The sequence below is a fragment of the Pontibacter sp. CAU 1760 genome (assembly GCF_054482735.1).
Window position 1 is genome coordinate 13,903 of sequence record NZ_JBTLRL010000002.1, and the last position, 20,046, is coordinate 33,948.

Consider the following 20,046-nt stretch of genomic DNA (forward strand, 5'->3'; position numbering starts at 1 on the left):
ATATCAACACGGCCCCAGCCCTGTCATACACAGGGCCGGGGCCGTATTGGTTAAACAGTGGCGATGAGCTTTTACTTGCCCATAACGGTATAGCTAGGGTCTTCCATAATGTTCACGTCGATTACCTTGTCTGCATTTTTAAGCAGCACGAGGCAATCCTGGCTCAGGTGTTTCAAGTGGAGTTTCTTGCCGGCTTTATGGTAGCGCTCCGTCAGTTTGTTAAGCGCCTCAATACCTGACATGTCGGCTACGCGGCTGTCTTTGAAGTCGATCACTACCTCTTCCGGGTCATTCAACACATCAAATTTCTCCGTGAACCCTGCCGCTGAGCCAAAGAACAAGGGGCCATACATCTCGTAATGTTTCACGCCCTGGTCGTCTACATACTTACGCGCTCTGATGCGCTTGGCGCTCTCCCAGGCAAACACTAGGGCCGCTATAATCACACCGATCAGTACGGCAAGGGCCAGGTTATGCAACCAGATGGTAATGGCTGCCACCAAAATACCCACAAACACATCGTGGCGCGGCATTTTGTTGATGATCCGGAAACTGATCCACTCAAACGTTCCGAAAGCCACCATGATCATAACGCCTACCAGCGCTGCCATCGGTACCAATTCAATGATTGGGGCTCCAAACAAGATCACAACCAGAATGGTAATAGCTGCTACGATACCAGCCAGGCGTGCCCGTGCACCCGCCGACAGGTTGACCAGCGTCTGCGCGATCATGGCGCAACCGCCCATCCCGAAGAAAAAGCCATTCAGTAGGTTGGCACTGCCTTGTGCCACACACTCGCGGTTCCCCTGGCCGCGCGTTCCGGTTATCTCATCCACCAGGTTCAGGGTAAGGAGACTTTCCGTCAGGCCGACTCCGGTCATGATCAAGGCATAAGGGAAAATCACCTGTAGCATTTCTAAGTTAAGTGGTACCTGCGGGATATGGAACGGCGGGAAGCCACCGCTCACAGAGGCAATGTCTCGCACTATTTTCGTGTCGATATCGAAGCCCAGTACAATGGCGAATACTACAATAATGGCTACCAGCGATGGCGGCACTGCTTTGGTTACCTTAGGTAGCAGAATGATGATGGCGATGGTTAGGGCCACCAGGCCAGCCATAATGTAGAGCGGTGAGCCGGACAACCAGTTTACTTCGCCATTCTCGATCACTTTGAACTGCTCGATCTGGGACATGAAAATGATCACGGCCAAGCCGTTCACAAATCCAAACATCACAGGCTGCGGCACCAACCGGATAAACTTACCCAGCTTAAAGATGCCGACCAGTATCTGGATAACCCCGGCCAAAGCCACAGCGGCAAACACATACTCCAGGCCATGCGACTGCATCAGAGCGATCAGCACCACGGCAGTGGCACCTGCCCCACCCGACACCATACCCGGTCGGCCGCCCAACACTGCCGTCACTAAGCCCATAATGAAGGCGGCATAGAGACCTACCAATGGCGGAAAGCCGGCCAGGATAGCAAACGAAAGCGATTCCGGGATCATGGTCATGGCTACTGTAAGCCCCGCCAAAATCTCGATTTTATAATCTATTTTATTACTGAAGTCAAAGAGACGTAAATAAGGTTTCATCCTTAGAAGTTAAAGAATATGAGAAGAGAAAGGATATAAATTTCAGGTATAGCACCAACAGTATTGCACCTTGCTTGAAGGCGGAAATGAGTAGCGCCGATAAAATCAAAGATGGATTTTAAGCCAAAGACTCAGGGTGGCGTAACGGTTTTGAATGACAGCATACTTTGCATTGCGGGGACAAAGGTAAGACTTTTCTGCCTTAAGTAGTAGGGAGGCGCTAAATTAGCGAAGCTTATCCTATGCTAACCCCCTGTAAAGCAATGCTCCCCGCCTGCAGATAGCAAACGGGGAGCATTGCTTGAGGTTATAAAGTAAACCAGGCATTTACCAGATTTAAAATCGATTCGAAGATTGCGGGTCCGTTGGTGTTGCCCAATTCCTGGTCTACGGCACGCTTAGAGTGCGGCATCAGGCCAAATACATTTTTGTTGGCGTTGCTTACACCGGCAATGTTGAGCAGGCTACCGTTTATGTTGTACCTCTCGTGGGTATTGGCCACGTCGCTGCTGTACTTAAACATGATCTGGTCGTTGTCCTACAGCTTCTTCAGCGTTTCTTTGGCGGCATGGTAGCGGCCTTCGCCATGTGCTACCGGTATTTTGTAGGCCTGGTTCACATTCAACCACTGCCTAGGCAGCAGGTTCGTGGTAACAGGCTTGATGTATACGTTGTCGCAAATAAACTTCTGGTTTACGTTGCGCAGCAGTGCGCCAGGCAGCAACCCGGCTTCAGTCAGGATCTGAAAACCTTTGCAGATACCCATCACGTAACCGCCTTTGTCTGCATGCTGGATAACCTCCTGCATGATGGGCGAAAAGCGTGAAATTGCACCGGAACGCAGGTAATCGCCGTAAAAGAAACCGCCTGGTAACAGTATAAAATCACAGCCTTGTAAATCGTGGTTTTTGTGCCACAGCTTTACAACTTCTTGCTGCATGCCAACGCTGATGGCATCAACAAGGTCTTGGTCGCAGTTGGACCCCAGAAAAAAGACTACACCAAATTTCGTGAGGCAAAGTGAATCAATTTATCATAGGCTCCATACCCCAAAATACCTTTCGGGAGGGGGAGCAAAGCAAAATTGGATAATTTTAGTTAATTTGCCAGTGTATCATACGAATTAATTAGCCTATGTTGCAGTCAATGACCGGCTTTGGCAGTGCGCGCCTCGACGCTGACCAATACGCCATCACCGTGGAGATACGCTCCCTGAACTCCAAAAGCATGGACCTAAGTGTACGTGTGCCTAAATTTTTGTCTGACCGCGAGTATGACATCCGGAACATGGTGCAGAAGACGCTGGTACGCGGCAAGGTGGGTGTGAGCATTGAGTTTGCGGGCAACAAATCGCAGAAGGCAAAAAACAGCATCAACAAAGAGCTGCTGAAGTCTTACTACAAAGAGTTAGACGAGGCTGCCAGCATGGTGGACGCATCCAAAGATGATTTGTTCCGGCTGGCCCTGCATATGCCGGATGTGTTGCAGCAGGAGCAGGAGGAGGAAGTGGCTGAGGTAGACTGGGAGAAGGTGCAGCCTTTGCTAGCGGAAGCGTTGCTCAATATCAACTCCTTCCGGGCAGATGAGGGCAAGGCGCTGACGGCCGAGATCATGTCATACATCGACCGCATCCGTATTCTGCTTGCCGAGATCGACAAGCAGGACCCGGTTCGGATGGAGCATATCCGCAACCGCATCAGCAGCCACATGAACGACATTTCGGCCTCTGAGCACTTCGACAAAAACCGCTTTGAGCAGGAAATGGTGTATTACATCGAAAAGCTGGACATAGCCGAAGAGAAAGTGCGCCTGGTAAACCACCTGCACTACTTCACCGAAACGGTATATCTGCCGGAGCCTACAGGCAAAAAACTGGGTTTTATCGCGCAGGAAATCGGCCGCGAGATCAATACCATCGGCTCCAAAGCCAACGACTCTACCATTCAGCACCATGTGGTGGAAATGAAGGAGGAGCTAGAGAAAATCAAGGAGCAGATCAACAATATTCTGTAAAAAAGACACAAGCTATTAGGCACAGTCTGAAGACTTGTGTCAGGTATAAACAGAAACCGCCCGTCGCTAAATCAGTGGCGGGCGGTTTCTGTTTATACCTATCGCTGCGCTACTGCCTGAATCAGGACTTTCAGGATTTGAGAATGTACAGGATATGAGCCAAGGGCAAGAATCACTTAAATCAACTTGAGTTGATCTTCTGTATCCTGCAAATCATCTAATCCTGGTTCTCCTGTAATTTTCCTGCAAAATCAACCAGCAGCCTAAACACACCCTGGAACTTGGTAAGCGGCAGTTGGCTGGCGTAATCGTTGGTGTTGTGGTAGGCGGCGGTGCCCCCAAGGGTATAAAAGAAGAACGCCGGTACGCCTTTTTCTGAAAACGGGTAGTGGTCTGAGTTGGCGGCTTTGCCTCGGGCCTTTATGCGGGGCAGGTACTGGCGCTGTTCGTTTAGCTGCTGCAGCAAGGCATATTCTGGCGCATGCACTTTGCCGTTCACCACCATCAATCCGTCAGAGCCTGTTCCCAAGAGGTCGAGGTTCACCAGGAAACGGATGCGGGAAAGCGGGAACAGCGGGTGCTCGGTATAGTAGCGAGAACCCAACAGGCCGGCTTCTTCAGCGGCGAAAGCCATGAAAACAACGCTATAAGCTGGTCTGTTGGCAGGTTGGCTGTAGTATGCTGCCAGCTCCAGCAGCATGGCCGTGCCGCTGGCATTGTCGTTAGCCCCCGGGAAGTAAACATCCTTGCCTTGCCCGCCCAGGTGGTCATAATGGGCCGTAAATGCCAGCACGGAGTCTGGTTGAGTACGGCCCGGAATAAAAGCGATAACGTTGTGGGCCTCGTGTGCGGGGCTTAAACGGGACTTCACTTCAAAGCGTAGCCTGTTGGCTTTCGGTGGCCAGGCTGTCTCCAGTACTTCTAAAACCGGTACTGCCGTTTGGGCTTGTGCCACAGTGGTTAGCAAGGCCTTTGGCTGCAGTATGATGTGCAGTTCTGCCTCTTGCAGCTTCTGCCGGTACAAGGCGGGCAGCTTACTTTTTTGTTGCTGGTCCTGCGGGCTGAGCACCAGGGCTTTGCCTCTAAAGGATTGGGAAAAGAACTTCTGGGCGACTACAGCATCTGCGAAAACAGCCGTATCCATTCTTAAAACCTGAGCCCTGCCTTTCCCTGAAGCAGAGGCGGCATGCGCCACAAAGTCTTTGCCCGGGCGCAGCCTTACACCATCCACTTTCAACTGGGGCGTTTGGATGATAGCATTGACCGGGAAGCGAAAGGTCTGGAAGTAATCTTGGTCATAGGGTTGCAGCCCTAATTTTTTAAAGCGGTGCTGGATATAAGCAGCAGCTTTTGCATCGCCCTGGCAGGTATACCCTCGGCCATGCATGGTAGCGGATGTAAGGGTGTCAATGGTATGGCGCACGCGCGGCATGTCCTGTGCTATAGCAGAAACCAGGACGAGGCCATGAAGTAGGAGCAGGAAGTAAAGTCGCTTCATACCCCAAAGATAGGGCATTGGGTATGAATAAGTTTAAGAAAAGCCTTTTGGGTAGCGGCAAAGCTTACCAGACATAAATCCACTTGAACAGCACGATGCCAAGCAAGCAGCCGATGGTGTTGGCTATGACGTCAATAATATCGCCGTGGCGGCCCGGGATAAAGAAGTGCTGCATGAGTTCGATGGAGATACCGAACAGCGAACTGAACAGCAATGCATACTTAACCGGGTAATGCTTTAGGAGCAGGAAGGTATACTGTTTGGCGAGCCCCACAACCAGCAAGAAGGTCTGGATGCTGAACAGGAAAGCGTGGGCAAAGGAATCGAAAGAGAAGAGCTCCCATACCGATACGGAAGGAAGCGAGGAAGAAGGCAGCAGTGTCGTTAAAAGGATCACTGCTGCCCACAGAAATGTGAATAAGTTATAGCGTAGTATCAAACCTAAGTATGACTGGGGTTACTGTCCAATCACCTCGCGGTAGCCTTCCACTGTCAGCAGGCCTTCTACCTGGCTGGCATCATCTATAGAGATTTTCACGATCCAGCCTTCACCGTACGGGTCAGAGTTTACCAGCTCCGGGCTGTCTTCCAGTTTCTCGTTGAACTCCAGCACGGTGCCGCTTAATGGGCTGAACAGGTCAGAAACAGTTTTCACAGCTTCCACAGTGCCAAACACATCTTCCTGACTAATCTGCTTGTCAACTGTGTCGATGTCTACATACACGATGTCACCCAGTTCACTCTGGGCAAAATCTGTGATCCCTACTACGGCTACATTGCCTTCGATGAGCACCCACTCGTGGTCTTTGGTATACTTTAGGTTATCAGGTAAGTTCATGAATTTGTATGATGTTAATTTTTTCAAAATTACGGTCTTTTTTGCAATGCGAAAACTTTATTGCAAACTAACTCGCAACTGCACGCCACCCTCTGTTACGCTGTTTCGGAACGAGGTGGAGATTTTAGGGTCTGAAACGGTGCGCAGCACATAAAACTGCAGGTTCACACGCTGGCTCAGCACATAGTCTACGGTAGGGCGCAGTTGTAGTTGGCGCGTGCCGTTGGTGATCTGGTTCTGCACCCGCTCTACCTGCAGGTCATCCGTCGAGATGGCCCGCTGCACGGTTTGGTTGTCGCGCACCGACAGGTCCAGGCGCATGGTCAGCTCGTTGTCCAGCACCTTGCGCTCACCTGCAATCTTAAACGGTATGCGGAAGTTATTGGTGCTGTAGCCAAACCCAATCACATAATCCTTCACGTTTGTCTCCGTCACCTGGGCGTTGGTCAGGTTCAGCGACAGGTTTCGTTCGATCTTATACTCGATGCGGCCCGTCAGGTTGGTCTTGGTGCGGAAGTTCACCCCCAACAGCGGGGCGAGGCGCTCCACTACCGTCAGCTGGTTTACAATGTAGTAAGGCTCTAACCGCCCGAACTCGTTGAGCTGCGTCGGGAAGCCAGTCGGCTCCTGGTCGTAGATGAGCGAGGTGCTGAAGCTGGTGATGTTGTAGCTAGAGTTGTAGGCATGCGAGATATTGATCTGGCTAAACCATTTCTGGAAGATCGGCAGCCTTTCCAACCCATTGTAGTCTACGCGCCAGTTCGGGATAGGCAGGCGGCTGAACGGGCTCTCGGCCTTCGCCTCATACCCGTTTATGTCGCGGCCCTGATAGGCATACAGGAACGACTTCAGGAGCACTTCCTGCGAGTTAGTGGTATAGCCAGAGTCACCGGCAAACTCGTTGGCCGCGGTTAGCCTGTCGCGTACCTGGTGGCGGTAGCGCACAAAGTTATTGAACGCCTCGGAGGTGCCGTCTTTCGTGGATTCGAACATGGTGCCCAGTGCCAGGAAGGAGGTGCTGAACGAGCCAGAGGTAAACGGGTTCTGCCGACTGTCCACATCGCTGATATCTCCGAAATCATCAAACTCCTTGCGGAAAAACACCTCGTCAATTACAGAGCGGGTACGGCGGGCATCCAACTGGATGTTAAAGTTACGGAACGGCTCCAGGTTGGCGCGCGCTGTAAACGTTTCGGTGTTTAGGGCGCTGAACGGTGTGTTCAGGTACTGGCTGCTGTCGGTATACCACCCATTGGCGAAGGCACGGTTGTAAAGCTGGTTCAGTTCATACTGCTTGCCTAGTATAAACGGCAGGCCCGGCGCCTCAAAGGCATCGTCGAAGCCAAAGTAAGAGGAGGTAGGCAGGTAGCCCGGCATCATCGAACCGCGGTTTTCCAGGTAAGCCACGTTTAGCGAGCGCGTCATCATCAGCAACCTGGCTAACGACTTCAGCGCTTTCAGCTCTGCCTTGGGCTTTTCGGCCACGGCGGCGGTATCGCCCGGTATGGGTCTGGCAACCGGCTGGGCTGGCGTTGGCGAATTCACGGCATTCAGGAACTTGACCTTGTTATACAGCTTCACCATATCAACCTTGCCGTTCAAGCTGAACTCTGTGCTGTTCTCGGCGGTATTACCCAACCGGAAGGTGGTATCCTGGTTCAGGGCTGTGGAACCGGCTGTCCAGATGTAGGTAGCGGCATAGCGTGTCTCGGCGCTAAGCCAGTCTGTCATCGGGAACTTGTCCAAAGGCAATTTGTAGTTTAAGGCCACCAGTTGGTTGAAGTTGGTATTACGGCCCCCGTCCAGCAGGTTATCCCAGATAACCTTGTTCTTGTATTGCAGGGAGTCAATCTCGTTGTTGATGCGGGCGTATGGCTCGTCTACCACCGCCCGGTTAGTGGCGGTATAATCCAGTGAAAGGCTTTTGGTCAGGTCCCAGCGCATGTCGTAGATGCGGTTGAAGAAGAAGTACTTCTGAAACGTTGGGGCAAGTCCACGCGTGGTGATCATCCTCGTTTCCAGGTCAGGGCGTTGCAGGAACACCTCGTTATAGAAGCGGTTCAGGTCGGCACGCACCGCGAAACGGCTCGGTACCAGCGTGAAGTTAAAGTCTTTAATCAACCGGAAATAAGGCGAGTCAAAGGCTTTTACGTTGGCAAACGGGGTATAATTGCGCGGCGTGTTATTGTAGGTATAAGCCACTCCGCCCGTATAGGTTTTGCTGTAATCGCGGTCTGTTTCGATGTTGGTGAAGATGCGCTCGGCGTAGGAGTAAGAGAACGAGAAGTTCTCCACGTCATACAGGCGCACTTTCGCCTCCGGGTCCACACGTTCCTTGCGCACGTTCAGCAAACTGATGCTGCGCCGTGTCTCGCGGGTGGTCACTTCTTTGCGGTACTCCCTGCGGGCTGCGTCTGACTCGAATTTTCGCAAGGATTGTTCCAGCGGCACGTCTTTATCCAGCGGGTCAAACTGCGGTTCGCTGTGCAGGGTGCCGTATTGAAGGGTGAGCGGTATTCTTATACCCCATTTCTGCGGCAGGAACTTATCCATCACAATATTAGCGCTCATATCAAACAAAGCCGTGTTCTCGCGGGCGCGCTGGGCAATTTTCTGTTGCAGCCCACCAAACCCTATGGTAGTATAGGCACCGGTGGCCGTGAGGTTGGCAAAGTCAGCCAGCTTGGTGTTCAGGCGGGCATTGCCAGCCCAGCCGTTCTGGTTTCGGAAGTCAGTCACGCGCAGTTCATCGGCCCAGATACAAACGGAGTGCGGACGGTTGTCGCCGTTCGGCTCGCGTGGGTTGCGCACCCCGATCATGATGCCTTCTACCTCGCTGAAATCTGGGTTACCCACCACCCGGATAACCTTACCGTCCTCCAACCGGACCTCATAAGGCACATAAATAAATTTATGGTTCGGGTCGCTGTTGCGGGCTACTTTGGCATCTACCAGTGTCTGCAGGGCAATCTCAATCTGGTTGCCTTCCGGCCAGATAGCCCGCACATCGCTACTTCCCATCGGGGTCAGTTTCAGCGGCACCACGTACTCGTAGTAGTTTTGGGTAAAGTCGGTGCCGATGCGGATAAAAGCCTGTACATCCCCATCCTTGGTAGAAGGGTCAGTGGACTCGGCGTGCAGGAACATCTTCAGCTGCTTGTAAATTAGCATGTCGAGCGAGATATTCTTGAACACCGCTTTGGAGAATGAGTCTTTCAGGTCTTCCACACAAATCTGAAGCGACTGCTCGTTCTGGCGGCGGTCGTTGGTGGAGGCGTAGTCGCGGAGGCGGTCGATGCCTGGCGGCACTACATAAGGCGTGTTGTTTAGGCCTTCTACCAATTGGCCGTTCTCCTCAATATTCACTGTCGAAACCGTGAAGCTGCGTGCATCATCGGTACAGGTCAGGCAAGGCGTGCCGTCGGTAATTGGCTGCTCAAACTTGCGCCATTGGTTCGCGATAAACTGGAACTGCACAAAGCGGAGCACCACCGGGTCGGCAAACTGCGTGAGGTACATCCGCATGAAGCGGATGGACTTGTAACCGTTGATGCCACCCACCGCGTTTGTGGGCTGGCGCACCGGAATCCGGAACTGGTACCAGGTGGCGTTATTATCCTCGTTGCGTACCGCATCCACAATGTAGTTCTGCCCTATCGCCAACTGCCCCGGCTTCAGGTTGATCTTGTATTCGTAGTATTGCTCCAGGTCGTTGATGACGTTGTCACGGTTCAAATCCTCTTTGTCCGGAAAGGCGTAGTTGGCGAAACGGCTGTCTTCCGGGGAGTTGTTCTCCATGCCGTTATAGTTCTTGTAACGGGCCAGGATGCCGGCGTTCTGCTGATCGTAGAACGGGTCGAGGTGATGCCTGAAATTATCCGCCGAAGGGTCGTCCAGAATAGTCTGCGGCGGTGTGCCCGGTATACGGTCCAGGAAGCTGTTCTTAAAGTAAGTTGCTTCTGCTGCGTTGTTCAAGCCGTCCAAACCTACGTCCTGGTTATTGCGCGCGCCTGGCACTGCAGAGAAGGCATCGGTCAGGAACTGCTGCTGCGTCACACGGCCCCAGATAGTCTCTGCCAGATTCTGCGTGTCGCCCGCGCCCGTAGGCAAGCCGTTCTCAAAGGCATACTCGTTGTCTTTCAGTATATCCTCGGAGATGTTTCCCAGGTTCAGGATCAGCTCGCCACCCTCGTTGCTGTTAACAGGGTTGCCCTGCGCATCGGTGCGCCCGTTAGGTCCTGTAATGAAAGGGTCGAGCAGCCAGAACTCCACATACTCAATGTTGGCGTTGTCGAAATCGGTGTCGAAGGCAATGTCGCGGCTAATGCCACCCCAGTTATTGCGCGGGTTGCCCGCCAGGTTGCCGGCAGGCGTCAGGTCTGGGTTGTAGTTATACTGGCCCCGCTCAGTTGGGTAATAAGCCACATCAAAGGTATATTCAAAGGTATTGGACGTCTCGGCATCGCGGCCCGGGAACACCTCCGTGCGCCTTACCGGGCGAACATACTGGTTTTTGAGCTGCTCTTTGCCGATGTTATCGGGTTTCAGGTTGTCGCTGTTGCGGTAGAAGATCTGGTCGATGGTATACCAGGCGATTTTGGCTCTGTTGTACGAATATTGCAGGCCCGGGCCAGATACGAGCGGAGCCGGCGTGGCAGCCAAACGCCAATTAGTGTTGTTAAAGCCCCCTAGGCTATACGGTGTCTCCGATCCTTCAAAGTCATCGATATAAGAAGCGCCGTCATCGTTGCCAGCAGACTGTGTCTTGCCAGGGGATAGCTGGGCAAACTCAGCACTAAAAGTTACCAGCGAAGGCTCCTTCGTCTGAATCAGCGGAATCGCATCCGTCATCTTCGTCAGGAAACGCGACTCTTTCTGGAGGTTCACGTCGAAACCGTAAATAGTGTTATTTGTCGGCTCGTCGCCAATGCTCACGCGGTTAATGTATGCCTGCTCGTTGATATGCAACAATGTGGCCCCGAAGTTCATGTCCTCGTTCAGGCGATAGTCGAAGCGGGCACCCAGCATGGTGCGGGGCTGTATGTTTAGTAATTCGGCCTTTTCGTAAGTTACCCGCAGGTCGTTGGCTGAGCTGATATAGCTTGGGTTCAGGATTTTGATGCGGCCCAAGTCGTAGAACACCTGGTAATCGGTGCCCTCCACCAGGCGCGTGCCCCCAGAGTATACCGCCACGGAGCCCTCTGCAATCCGGAAGCCCGGCAACATGATCTCATCAGCGGAAGAAGCCTGGAAGCGTCCGTTTATATAGAATTTGGCTTTTACGTTGTTCTGCTGCGCATCCGTTTGGGTCTGGTCGTACAGCTCCTGGAACACATACTTCTGAATCAGTTCCGGGCGGCCTTCCAGTTTTTCGGCCAGGTAATCGCCAAAGGGCTCTACCTGTGGGAAGAAGATACGGCCGGACTCAGGGTCGATGGTAATGCCCGACAGAAAGTCGAAGTTACCGTCGCTGGGTTTATCGTTGTTCGTGTTCACGTTGTCCAGGTTCATCACCTCTACCAATGGGATGTTCTGGATAGGGCTAGGCTCTTTGATGCTGGTGATGTCAACACCGGTCTCATCGTCCTTGTAAATGATCTGTAGCTGGAAGTTCTCGCGGTTGAGCTGCGTGGCATCCAGACTGTACACGTTCTTCATCATCAGGTCCCAGGTAGGGAACTGCAGCGAAGGGTTTGTGGCGCGCAACAGCTTCATGTGGATCACCTGCTCGGCGTTCAGGTTCTGGTAGTCATCCACTAGTTCTCCTACCTGGTACGTCTTGCCGTTGTAGGTATACTCAAATGCCACCCCCAGCACCTGGTCGGGCAGCAGCACTGTGTTCAGTGAGATATAACCTAGCTGTGGGTTGAACTTGTACTCCCTCGGGTCGAGCTTGCGGGCACGTACGTGCTCAAAGTCGGTGCCTTTCTGTAAGCCAAGGCTATTTAGGTAGCCATCTACCTGCGAGTTGTTACGGGCTGTGTTGTTCCGGGCAATTTGGCCATACAGTGTGTTGGCACTATTGTCGGCAGGGGCAGAGGCAGGTCTGCCGCTTTCAAACTGGTCCCGGAAAGGGTCTGCTTCGCCTAAGTCCATATAGGCGACCATATTGCGCAGGTTTTCGGTAGAGCGGTTGTTGTTGGTGACGTATAGCTCCAGGCGGCGAATCACGATGCCCGAGTTTACAAGCGGCAAATTGCGAAGCGACTGGTTGTAACGCCCTCTGAAGAACTGCGACAGGAAGAAGTGGCGGTTATTATCGTACTGATCTACCCGAATGGAGAAACGACGGTTCTGAGCGCCATTCTGCACCACCACCTCATCGTTGGTTCCCCGCACGCTGGAGGCAATGGTTGTTACCCCAAGGCGGCCAAACTGCAGCTGGGTTTTAATACCAAACAAGTTCTGAGCGCCTGTGATGAGGGAGTTGTTGAGGGGCAGACTCACGTTACCGGCCTCCACCTTGCGCACAATCTCCTCTTCGTAGCCGGTGTAGTCCAGCTTCATGTTGTTCTCGAAGTCGAAGTTGGCGTTGTTGTCCCAGTTGAAGTTAAGGCGCATTTTCTCCCCGATCTGGCCAACCAGGTTCAGGGAGATGTTCTGCTCAAAGTCAAAATCGCCGGTGCGCTGCTGGCTAAGGGGTATACTCGGGTTCTCGTTGCGGTTAAAGCGCGCACCAAATTTCAGCGACACGTTACCATTCGGCTGGATATCCACGTAGTTGCCGCCAAAGATGCGGTCGAACATTGGGCTGATGTATAGCTTCGGGATAAGGCGGTTGCTGCTCACCACACTTTCGCCATCCAACCCGCCGGATTTAGCCCGCCAGTAATTGCGGATCGCCTCCCGTTGCTGCCACTCCGAAAACTCACGGAGCGACATGGTGGAAGGCGGCCGGTAGTTTATTTCGCCAATCGTCTCGCTGATGTTGTATTGCTGCAGAGAGTCGTCCAACTCTACGTTTAGCTTCAGGCTGCTCGGCTGGCCAAGCAACAGGGGGGAGGTACTGGGGCGCGTGCCGAAAGGGCTGCCGCGTCGGTCGGAGGGCACAAACGTGGGCCGCCGGCTTGGGATATATTTCTGAACTTTGGAAGTGTCGGTTTGTGTGGTGTCCTGCTGTTGCAGGAGGTTATGCAGAATGGTGTGCCTGAAGCGCCTTGTAGAACGCAATTCTTCCGCCTGTGACCACCAGCCCAGCATAGAAATAGTAGCAACCGTCGCCCACAGCAGGTTGTTTTTTTTACTCTTCCAGATCAAAATAGGATATGTTCTCTTATGAAGACTTCAACGCAAACTTAATTAACTCCTCGACACTCAGATTGCCTCCCTCGCGCTTAATAATCGCATCTAAAGTTTTCTCAGCCACGTTTTTAGCAAAGCCCAATGTTACTAAAGCAGATAACGCTTCAGCTCTGTTGGTATTGTGCGCAGCGGCTGGCACCAGAGAATCAGTTAGCATGGCCTCCTTCTTCACCTTGTCCTTTAGTTCTAGAATGATGCGCTGGGCCGTTTTCGCCCCGATACCTTTTACATGCTGAATGGTGCGCACATCCTCCCGCAGGATGGCCTGCTGTACCTCATCCACCGACAGCGACGACAGGATCATGAGCCCGGTATTGGGGCCTACGCCTGAAATCGAGATCAGTAGCAGGAACAAGTCCTTCTCAGCGCCGGTTGTGAAGCCGTATAGCGTATGCGCGTCTTCTTTTATATGCAGGAAGGTATGCAGCTTACAGCGCTCCCCATCTGGCAACGACGCATAGGTGCTCAGCGAAATCTTGACCTGGTAACCAACCCCGCCTACGTCCAGAATAACGTAGGTGGGATCTTTATAAGTTAGTTTACCATCGATGTAAGCTATCATTTATATATGCTGGTTATTATAGTTCTGTGCATCCACCACGGCGATAGATACGATATTCACGATCTCGCGGATGGAGCTGCCCAGCTGCAGAATATGCACCGGCTTTTTCATTCCCATCAGCACTGGCCCGATTACCTCTGCTCCTCCGATTTCCTGCAATATCTTATAAGCGATGTTGCCCGACTCCAGGTTAGGGAACACCAGTGTATTGGCTCCTTTTTCGGCCAGCTCGCTAAACGGGTAATGCTCGCGCAGCAGGTTACGGTTCAGGGCTGTGTTGGCTTGCATCTCCCCGTCTATCAGCAGGTTTGGATAGCGCTCCTTGGCCTTGCGCACTGCCTCCGCTGCTTTGTCAGGCACCTCGCCCCGCACCGACCCAAAGTTGGAGTAGGACAGCATGGCCACACGCGGCTCTGTGTCGAAGAAATGCACTGTACGCGCTGTCAGGCCGATAATGTCAACCAATTCGTCGGCGGTTGGGTTCAGGTTTACAGTTGTATCTGCAAAGAAAAACGGTTCACGCTGGCTCAGGATAATGTACATACCCGCCACCTTGTTGATGCCTTCCTCTACACCCACTACCTGTAGTGCCGGGGTAATGGTTTTGGAATAATCGCGGGTTAAGCCTGAGATAAGTGCATCTGCCTCGCCGCTGTTCAGCATCATGCTGCCGAAGTAGTTGCGGTCGCGCATCAGGCGATTCGCATCAAACAGCGTCAGGCCCTTGCGTTGGCGCTTCTCAAACAGCAGTTGTGCGTAAGTAGCGCGTTTTTCGTCCTCCAGAAACGGATCGATGATGGATACGTCCTGCAGGTCCATATTGTTTTCAGCGATAATCGCCTCTATTTTCTCCCTGTTGCCCAAAAGGATCGGCTTGGCAATCCGCTGCTCTTTCACGATCTGGGCTGCCTTCAGGATTTTGTAGTTGTCGGCCTCCGTGAACACCACCGTTTTAGGGTCTTTCTTGGCCTGGTTGGTGATACGCGTCATCAGCTTCTGGTCGATGCCGATGCGTTCTTTAAGCTCCAGCTCATACGCTTCCCAATCAGTGATAGGTTTGCCAGCCACGCCGCTTTCCATGGCGGCCTTCGCTACCGCCGGCGATATAGTGGTAATCAGGCGGGTATCAAGGGGTTTTGGGATAAGGTAAGTGCGGCCGAAATTGATGGTCGTGTCACTGTAAGCCTTTAACACTACATCGGGCACCGGCTCTTTCGCCAAAGCTGCCAGGGCATGTACAGCAGCCAGTTTCATGGCCTCGTTAATTTCGGTGGCGCGCACATCCAGGGCGCCTCTGAAGATGTATGGGAAACCCAATACATTGTTAACCTGGTTCGGATGGTCCGAACGGCCCGTCGCCATGATCAGGTCCTCGCGGGTGGCCATTGCTGCTTCGTAGGCAATCTCTGGGTCAGGGTTGGCGAGAGCAAAGATGATGGGGTCCGGCGCCATGGTTTTCACCAACTCAGGTGCCAGCACGTTTGCCGCCGAAAGGCCTACAAACACATCAGCACCTTCCATGGCCTCCGCCAGCGTATGGATGTTGCGCGTCGTCACGAATTGCGCACGGTAAATATCGAGGTCGTTGCGCTCCGGCCGGATGATACCGTCCTTGTCGAACATCACCAGGTTATCCAGTTTCAGGCCCAAGGCCACGTATAGCTTGGCGCAGGCAATAGCAGCGGCACCCGCACCGCTCATCACCATCTTCACCTCGTCTATTTTCTTATCCGTAATCTGCAGCGCGTTCAGCAGGGCAGCAGCAGAGATAATCGCCGTGCCGTGCTGGTCGTCGTGCATCAGCGGGATATTCATCTGCTGCTTCAGCGCCAGCTCGATCTTGAAACTCTCCGGCGCTTTGATATCCTCCAGGTTGATCCCTCCAAACGTGGGTTCTAAAGATTTAACAATGCGGATGAACTCGTCTGGATCCTCGCAGTCGATCTCAATATCAAATACATCGATGCCGGCGAATTTCTTAAACAGCACGCCTTTTCCCTCCATCACTGGCTTTGAGGCATCCGGACCGATATTTCCCAAGCCTAAAACAGCGGTTCCGTTTGAGATAACACCCACCAGGTTTCCCTTGGCAGTATACTTATAGACATTGCTTTTGTCAGCGAAGATTTCCTTGCAGGGTTCTGCCACACCAGGGGAGTAAGCCAAGGCCAGGTCATGCTGCGTGCTGACCATCTTTGTCGGGATCACCTCAATTTTTCCGGGTTTACCATCCATGTGGTAATTCAAGGCATCCTCTTTGTTGATTTTTATCATAATCTGTGAGTAGTAAGTATTGGGTACAGGCCGAAGATTTAGCAATGCGGCGTGCCTGTAAGTAATTTCGGCTAAAAGCTAATTTTACAAGAATATACGGGTTATACAAATTGAGACGTCAAAGATAAGCGGTGCAGGAGTTTAGCACATAGCATTTGTGTTTTTTTTAAGTCTGCGGCTTTTACTTGGCGCCCTATAAACAAAAAGCACCTTCTGGCCGAAGGTGCTTCTAGACGTATGATGGTATGGCACTTAGCTCAAAATAAGCTTCTGGCCAGGTTTTAGGTTGTCTGATTTCAGTTTGTTCAGCTTTCTGATTTGCTCAATGGTAATGCCGTTATACCGCTGGGAAATGTTCCAGAGCGTGTCGCCGGGCTGTACATGGTGTATCACCTGCTCTGTTTCCAGTATCTGTTTGCTGGCCTCTTTTGCTTTAGTATTGGGCTCTGCAGTGGAGGCAAGTACGGCAGGCTGCTTTTCTGTGGCAGCACCGTTTTTATAGATCACCAGTTTCTGGGCAGGGCGGATACTGTTATCATCCAGGTTGTTCCACTCTTTCAGTTCCGACAGTGTTACCTGATGGCGCAACGCAATCTGGGTCAGGTTATCGCCGCGTTGCACGGTGTAAAATGTCTTTTCGTCCGCAGGCTCAGCTTCTTTTTTCGCAACCTTGTTTTCGGCAGGCTTTTCTGCCTTCTCAACCGGCTGCTCTTTTTTAGCAGATGCCAGCATCACAGGAGCCGTTTCAGGTTCTCGCTTGCGGATTGGCGCCAGGCTAGGGGCCGATGCCAACATGATACAACTCTTGTCCTCGGTGGCAGCCAAAAGGGCGGCGCGCTCCGCGGGTATGCGCAGTTTATAGCGTAAGTGCTTTGGAATAGTCGTTTGCTTTAGCTCGGGGTTTAAGGCCATAAGCTGTGCCTTTGTGATATGCAGTTCCTGAGCCAGTTTGTCTATATCCACCTCCTGGGTTATATCCATATAAGCCACCTCTGGCTCGTATAGAATAGAATCGGAGAAGATGTTATGGTCGGCGGCGTGGTTCATGGCATAGATCACGGCCGTCATGGACGGAATGTAGCCGCGTGTTTCCTTTGGCAGGTATGGGAAAATCTCCCAAAAGGTCTTTTTGCCTCCGCCTGCTTTCCGGATGGCTTTGTTCACGTTGCCTGGGCCACAGTTATACGCAGCAAGCGCCAGTTCCCAGTCGTCATAGCTTTTGTGCAGGCGGCGCAGGAAGCGCAAAGCGGCATCCGTGGATTTCTCCGGGTCGAGGCGCTCATCGATGTACTGGTCGTACTTGAGGCCAAAATCGCTGGCAGTTGGTTTCATGAACTGCCACAACCCCGCAGCGCCTACCGGCGACTGGGCCTTGGGGTTTAATCCAGACTCTACGATGGAGAGGTATTTCAACTCCATTGGCATATTGTGCTTCTTGAGGTAAGCCTCATACATGGGGAAGTACACGTTCTCGCGCGTGAGCATGGTGCGCATGTACTTCCTGTTCCGGATGGTGAAGTAGTCTATAAAATTCCTTACATAGCTGTTGAACTCCAGCGGAATCTCCGTTTCGATGCAGCTCAGCCTGTCAGCGATCAGGTCGTTTGGCTCATTGGGTATAAACTCCACCAGCAAGGCTTCCTCCTCTGGCGTAAGCACAGGGGTAGTGGCTTGCTTTTTTACAAGAGAGTCTCCCGAAACCGAGGGCAGTTCAAGCAAACGGCCGTGGCCGGAAGCGCGGGCTTCGTTTGCCCAAACGCTACAGACCACAGCCGTTAGCAATGTAAGTAATTTTGTACTGGTCATGGCATTATCTATGCTTCAACGGTTATCTTGTCCAGAATCTGACTTGAGAAAGCAAGCAGGTTAGCTTCCTCAAACGAACGGGCCATTAGCTGCAATCCGATAGACAGGCCGTTGGCATCGCGGCCAACTGGTATAGAAATAGCCGGAACGCCTGCCAGAGAGGCCTGTACTGTAAAGATGTCGGCCAGATACATGGCCAACGGGTTCTCTGTGTTTTCGCCTATTTTGAAAGCCGTTGTCGGGGCCGTCGGCAAAATCAGGAAATCATAGGACTGAAGCAGTTCATCAGTCTTCTCTTTTATTAAACGACGCACCTTCTGTGCCTTAGTATAATAGGCGTCATAATAATCTGCGCTTAGCACAAACGTGCCCAACATGATGCGGCGCTGCACTTCGTGGCCAAACCCTTCGGAGCGGGTTTTCTTGTAAAGCGAGGTAAGGTCCGTTACGTTCTCTGACCGGAACCCATATTTCACGCCGTCATACCTGCCCAGGTTAGAACTGGCTTCCGCCGTTGTCAGGATATAATAAGTTGGCACAATGTAGTCGAGGTACGGAAAGTCTACAGCCTCTACTTGATGGCCAGCATCACGCAGCATTTCCTTCACGCCCAGAATCGCATCTTTTACCTCCTGGTTCAGGCCTTCGCTTTCGAAGCAATCACTGATATACCCGATTTTATACTGCTTGTCGGTGTCCAGTAATTCGCTGTACGGAGGCACCTCACGCTCGCTGGCGGTGCTATCCATCCCATCAGGGCCAGCCATCACTTCCAGCAGCAGCGCGGCATCCGGCACATTCTTGGTAATTACCCCAATCTGGTCGAAAGAAGAAGCATAGGCAATCAGGCCGTAGCGCGAAATACGGGAGTAAGTAGGCTTAACACCCACCACACCGCAAAACGACGCAGGCTGACGCACAGAGCCACCAGTGTCTGAGCCGATAGAGGCAAGGCAGAGGTCTGCCTGAACGGCAACCGCTGAGCCACCTGACGAGCCACCCGGCACGCGCGAGGTATCGTCTGCATTCAGGGCGTTCCCGAAAGCGGATGTCTCGTTTGAGGCGCCCATGGCAAACTCATCACAGTTCTGTCGGCCGATAATGATAGCATCTTCCTGTAACAAGCGCTGCACTGCCGAGGCAGTGTACAACGATTTGAAGCCTTGCAGCATGTGGCTGGAGGCTTGCAGGCTGTGGCCTTTGTAGGCAAGCACATCTTTAATACCAATCACCATACCTGCCAGTTTCCCGGCAGTGCCATTCGCGATTTTATGGTCTACGATGTCTGCCTGGGTAAAGGCCTCCTGTTCAAACACCTCTAAAAAAGCATTCAATTCAGCTTTTTCCTTGATGTTCTGGAGGTAATGTTCTACCAACTGCCGGCATGATACCTGCCCTTCGGCAAATGCAGCCCGGATTTCGTGAAGCGAATTATAATTTCTCAATCTATTTTTGACTTCTTGTCGTCTTTGATGGATTGCTCAAGTTCGTTTTTGATTTCGTTTGTCGCATCCTTAAACTCCCGCATACCACGCCCAAAAGAGCGGGCGATACCAGGGATTTTGTCTGCGCCAAACAGCATTAGCACTGCTGTTAAAACAACAAGCATTTCTCCTCCTCCAAGGTCCCCTAGGAAAAGAAGCACAGTACCAGCGTACATACCAGCTGTAAAAGCTTTATGATATTGCTTACTTGGTTGTTCTGTGGGTGTCGTCGTTCACAGAACTCTCGATGTCGTTCTTGATCTCTTTTGTAGCATCTTTGAACTCACGGATGCCGCGTCCCATACCTCTGGCAAGTTCAGGGATACGCTTAGCGCCAAAAAGGAGCAGGATAACAAAAAGAATCAGCAGGATTTCGGTGCCTCCAAGGCCTCCTAGAAATAAGAAAATAGTGTTGATACTCATTTTTTTCAGGTTTAAATGAATGCTACAAAATTAGAGTTAATATTCTAAATTAACCCATAAGTTACTAGATTAGTTTAAACTCCTATAAAGCTGCCAGAAAATATTCTCTATTTCGCAAAACGATAACGGGAAAGCAATTTGCCTTATACCACAATTGCAGGGCAGTTCTCCCGAACTTGGAAAAAAGCGCGCTTTTTATTCCATGTGTGGGAACGCGGAGTTCTAATTTAAAAAGAAGTATG

At 52.0% G+C, this 20,046-nt stretch carries 12 protein-coding genes and 1 pseudogene; 1 reads left to right on the top strand and 12 read right to left on the bottom strand.

The features are described from left to right. Nucleotides 1-71: 71 nt before the first annotated feature. Together ACXYMU_RS02665 and purQ are read right to left on the bottom strand one after the other, a co-directional pair. Nucleotides 72-1,604 (bottom strand): SulP family inorganic anion transporter, encoded by a 1,533-nt coding sequence (locus tag ACXYMU_RS02665; protein ID WP_458984804.1) that lies wholly within the window; start codon nucleotides 1,602-1,604, stop codon nucleotides 72-74. A 307-nt stretch (nucleotides 1,605-1,911) separates the two neighbouring features. Beyond that, nucleotides 1,912-2,634: pseudogene (purQ, locus tag ACXYMU_RS02670) on the bottom strand (phosphoribosylformylglycinamidine synthase subunit PurQ). Nucleotides 2,635-2,738: 104 nt separating this feature from the next. Here purQ and ACXYMU_RS02675 point away from each other — a divergent pair. Then, complete coding sequence (locus tag ACXYMU_RS02675; protein ID WP_458984805.1) at nucleotides 2,739-3,617, top strand: YicC/YloC family endoribonuclease; 879 nt, start codon at nucleotides 2,739-2,741, stop codon at nucleotides 3,615-3,617. A 217-nt stretch (nucleotides 3,618-3,834) separates the two neighbouring features. On the opposite strand, the gene ACXYMU_RS02680 is transcribed toward ACXYMU_RS02675, so the two are convergent. The 10 genes from ACXYMU_RS02680 to ACXYMU_RS02725 form a co-directional block, all read right to left on the bottom strand. Continuing rightward, on the bottom strand, nucleotides 3,835-5,115 hold the full coding sequence (locus tag ACXYMU_RS02680) for a M28 family metallopeptidase (protein WP_458984806.1): 1,281 nt from the start codon (nucleotides 5,113-5,115) through the stop codon (nucleotides 3,835-3,837). Nucleotides 5,116-5,179: 64 nt separating this feature from the next. After that, nucleotides 5,180-5,512: a VanZ family protein gene (locus ACXYMU_RS02685; RefSeq protein WP_458984807.1), complete on the bottom strand. Its 333-nt coding sequence runs from the start codon at nucleotides 5,510-5,512 to the stop codon at nucleotides 5,180-5,182. A 60-nt stretch (nucleotides 5,513-5,572) separates the two neighbouring features. Beyond that, a complete protein-coding gene (gene gcvH, locus ACXYMU_RS02690) occupies nucleotides 5,573-5,953 on the bottom strand; it encodes a glycine cleavage system protein GcvH (RefSeq protein WP_458984808.1) in 381 nt (126 codons plus the stop codon). Between the two features lie 57 nt (nucleotides 5,954-6,010). After that, the gene (gene sov, locus ACXYMU_RS02695; RefSeq protein WP_458984809.1) at nucleotides 6,011-13,210 is read right to left on the bottom strand and encodes a T9SS outer membrane translocon Sov/SprA; all 7,200 of its coding nucleotides are present in this window, start codon (nucleotides 13,208-13,210) and stop codon (nucleotides 6,011-6,013) included. A gap of 16 nt (nucleotides 13,211-13,226) precedes the next feature. Then, nucleotides 13,227-13,817: a Holliday junction branch migration protein RuvA gene (ruvA, locus tag ACXYMU_RS02700; protein WP_458984810.1), complete on the bottom strand. Its 591-nt coding sequence runs from the start codon at nucleotides 13,815-13,817 to the stop codon at nucleotides 13,227-13,229. Further along, nucleotides 13,818-16,091 carry an NADP-dependent malic enzyme gene (locus ACXYMU_RS02705; protein WP_458984811.1) on the bottom strand — a complete coding sequence of 758 codons (2,274 nt, stop codon included), beginning with the start codon at nucleotides 16,089-16,091 and terminating at the stop codon, nucleotides 13,818-13,820. Between the two features lie 252 nt (nucleotides 16,092-16,343). Continuing rightward, nucleotides 16,344-17,897 carry a lytic transglycosylase domain-containing protein gene (locus ACXYMU_RS02710; RefSeq protein WP_458984812.1) on the bottom strand — a complete coding sequence of 518 codons (1,554 nt, stop codon included), beginning with the start codon at nucleotides 17,895-17,897 and terminating at the stop codon, nucleotides 16,344-16,346. 8 nt (nucleotides 17,898-17,905) lie between these two features. Beyond that, a complete protein-coding gene (gatA, locus tag ACXYMU_RS02715) occupies nucleotides 17,906-19,342 on the bottom strand; it encodes an Asp-tRNA(Asn)/Glu-tRNA(Gln) amidotransferase subunit GatA (RefSeq protein ID WP_458984813.1) in 1,437 nt (478 codons plus the stop codon). Next, nucleotides 19,339-19,557 carry a Sec-independent protein translocase subunit TatA/TatB gene (locus ACXYMU_RS02720; RefSeq protein WP_458984814.1) on the bottom strand — a complete coding sequence of 73 codons (219 nt, stop codon included), beginning with the start codon at nucleotides 19,555-19,557 and terminating at the stop codon, nucleotides 19,339-19,341. Before ACXYMU_RS02720 ends, gatA begins: the two co-directional genes overlap by 4 nt. Before the next feature lie 28 nt (nucleotides 19,558-19,585). After that, entirely contained in the window at nucleotides 19,586-19,804 is a 219-nt protein-coding gene (locus ACXYMU_RS02725) for a Sec-independent protein translocase subunit TatA/TatB (protein WP_458984815.1), read from the bottom strand. Between the last annotated feature and the right edge of the window lie 242 nt (nucleotides 19,805-20,046).

Bases quoted from the DNA above. Each gene is read 5' to 3' on its own strand.
- ACXYMU_RS02665 (WP_458984804.1), bottom strand. From the start codon at position 1,604: ATGAAACCTTATTTACGTCTCTTTGACTTCAGTAATAAAATAGATTAT.
- ACXYMU_RS02675 (WP_458984805.1), top strand. From the start codon at position 2,739: ATGTTGCAGTCAATGACCGGCTTTGGCAGTGCGCGCCTCGACGCTGAC.
- ACXYMU_RS02680 (WP_458984806.1), bottom strand. From the start codon at position 5,115: ATGAAGCGACTTTACTTCCTGCTCCTACTTCATGGCCTCGTCCTGGTT.
- gcvH (WP_458984808.1), bottom strand. From the start codon at position 5,953: ATGAACTTACCTGATAACCTAAAGTATACCAAAGACCACGAGTGGGTG.
- ruvA (WP_458984810.1), bottom strand. From the start codon at position 13,817: ATGATAGCTTACATCGATGGTAAACTAACTTATAAAGATCCCACCTAC.
- ACXYMU_RS02705 (WP_458984811.1), bottom strand. From the start codon at position 16,091: ATGATAAAAATCAACAAAGAGGATGCCTTGAATTACCACATGGATGGT.
- ACXYMU_RS02710 (WP_458984812.1), bottom strand. From the start codon at position 17,897: ATGACCAGTACAAAATTACTTACATTGCTAACGGCTGTGGTCTGTAGC.
- ACXYMU_RS02720 (WP_458984814.1), bottom strand. From the start codon at position 19,557: ATGTACGCTGGTACTGTGCTTCTTTTCCTAGGGGACCTTGGAGGAGGA.
- ACXYMU_RS02725 (WP_458984815.1), bottom strand. From the start codon at position 19,804: ATGAGTATCAACACTATTTTCTTATTTCTAGGAGGCCTTGGAGGCACC.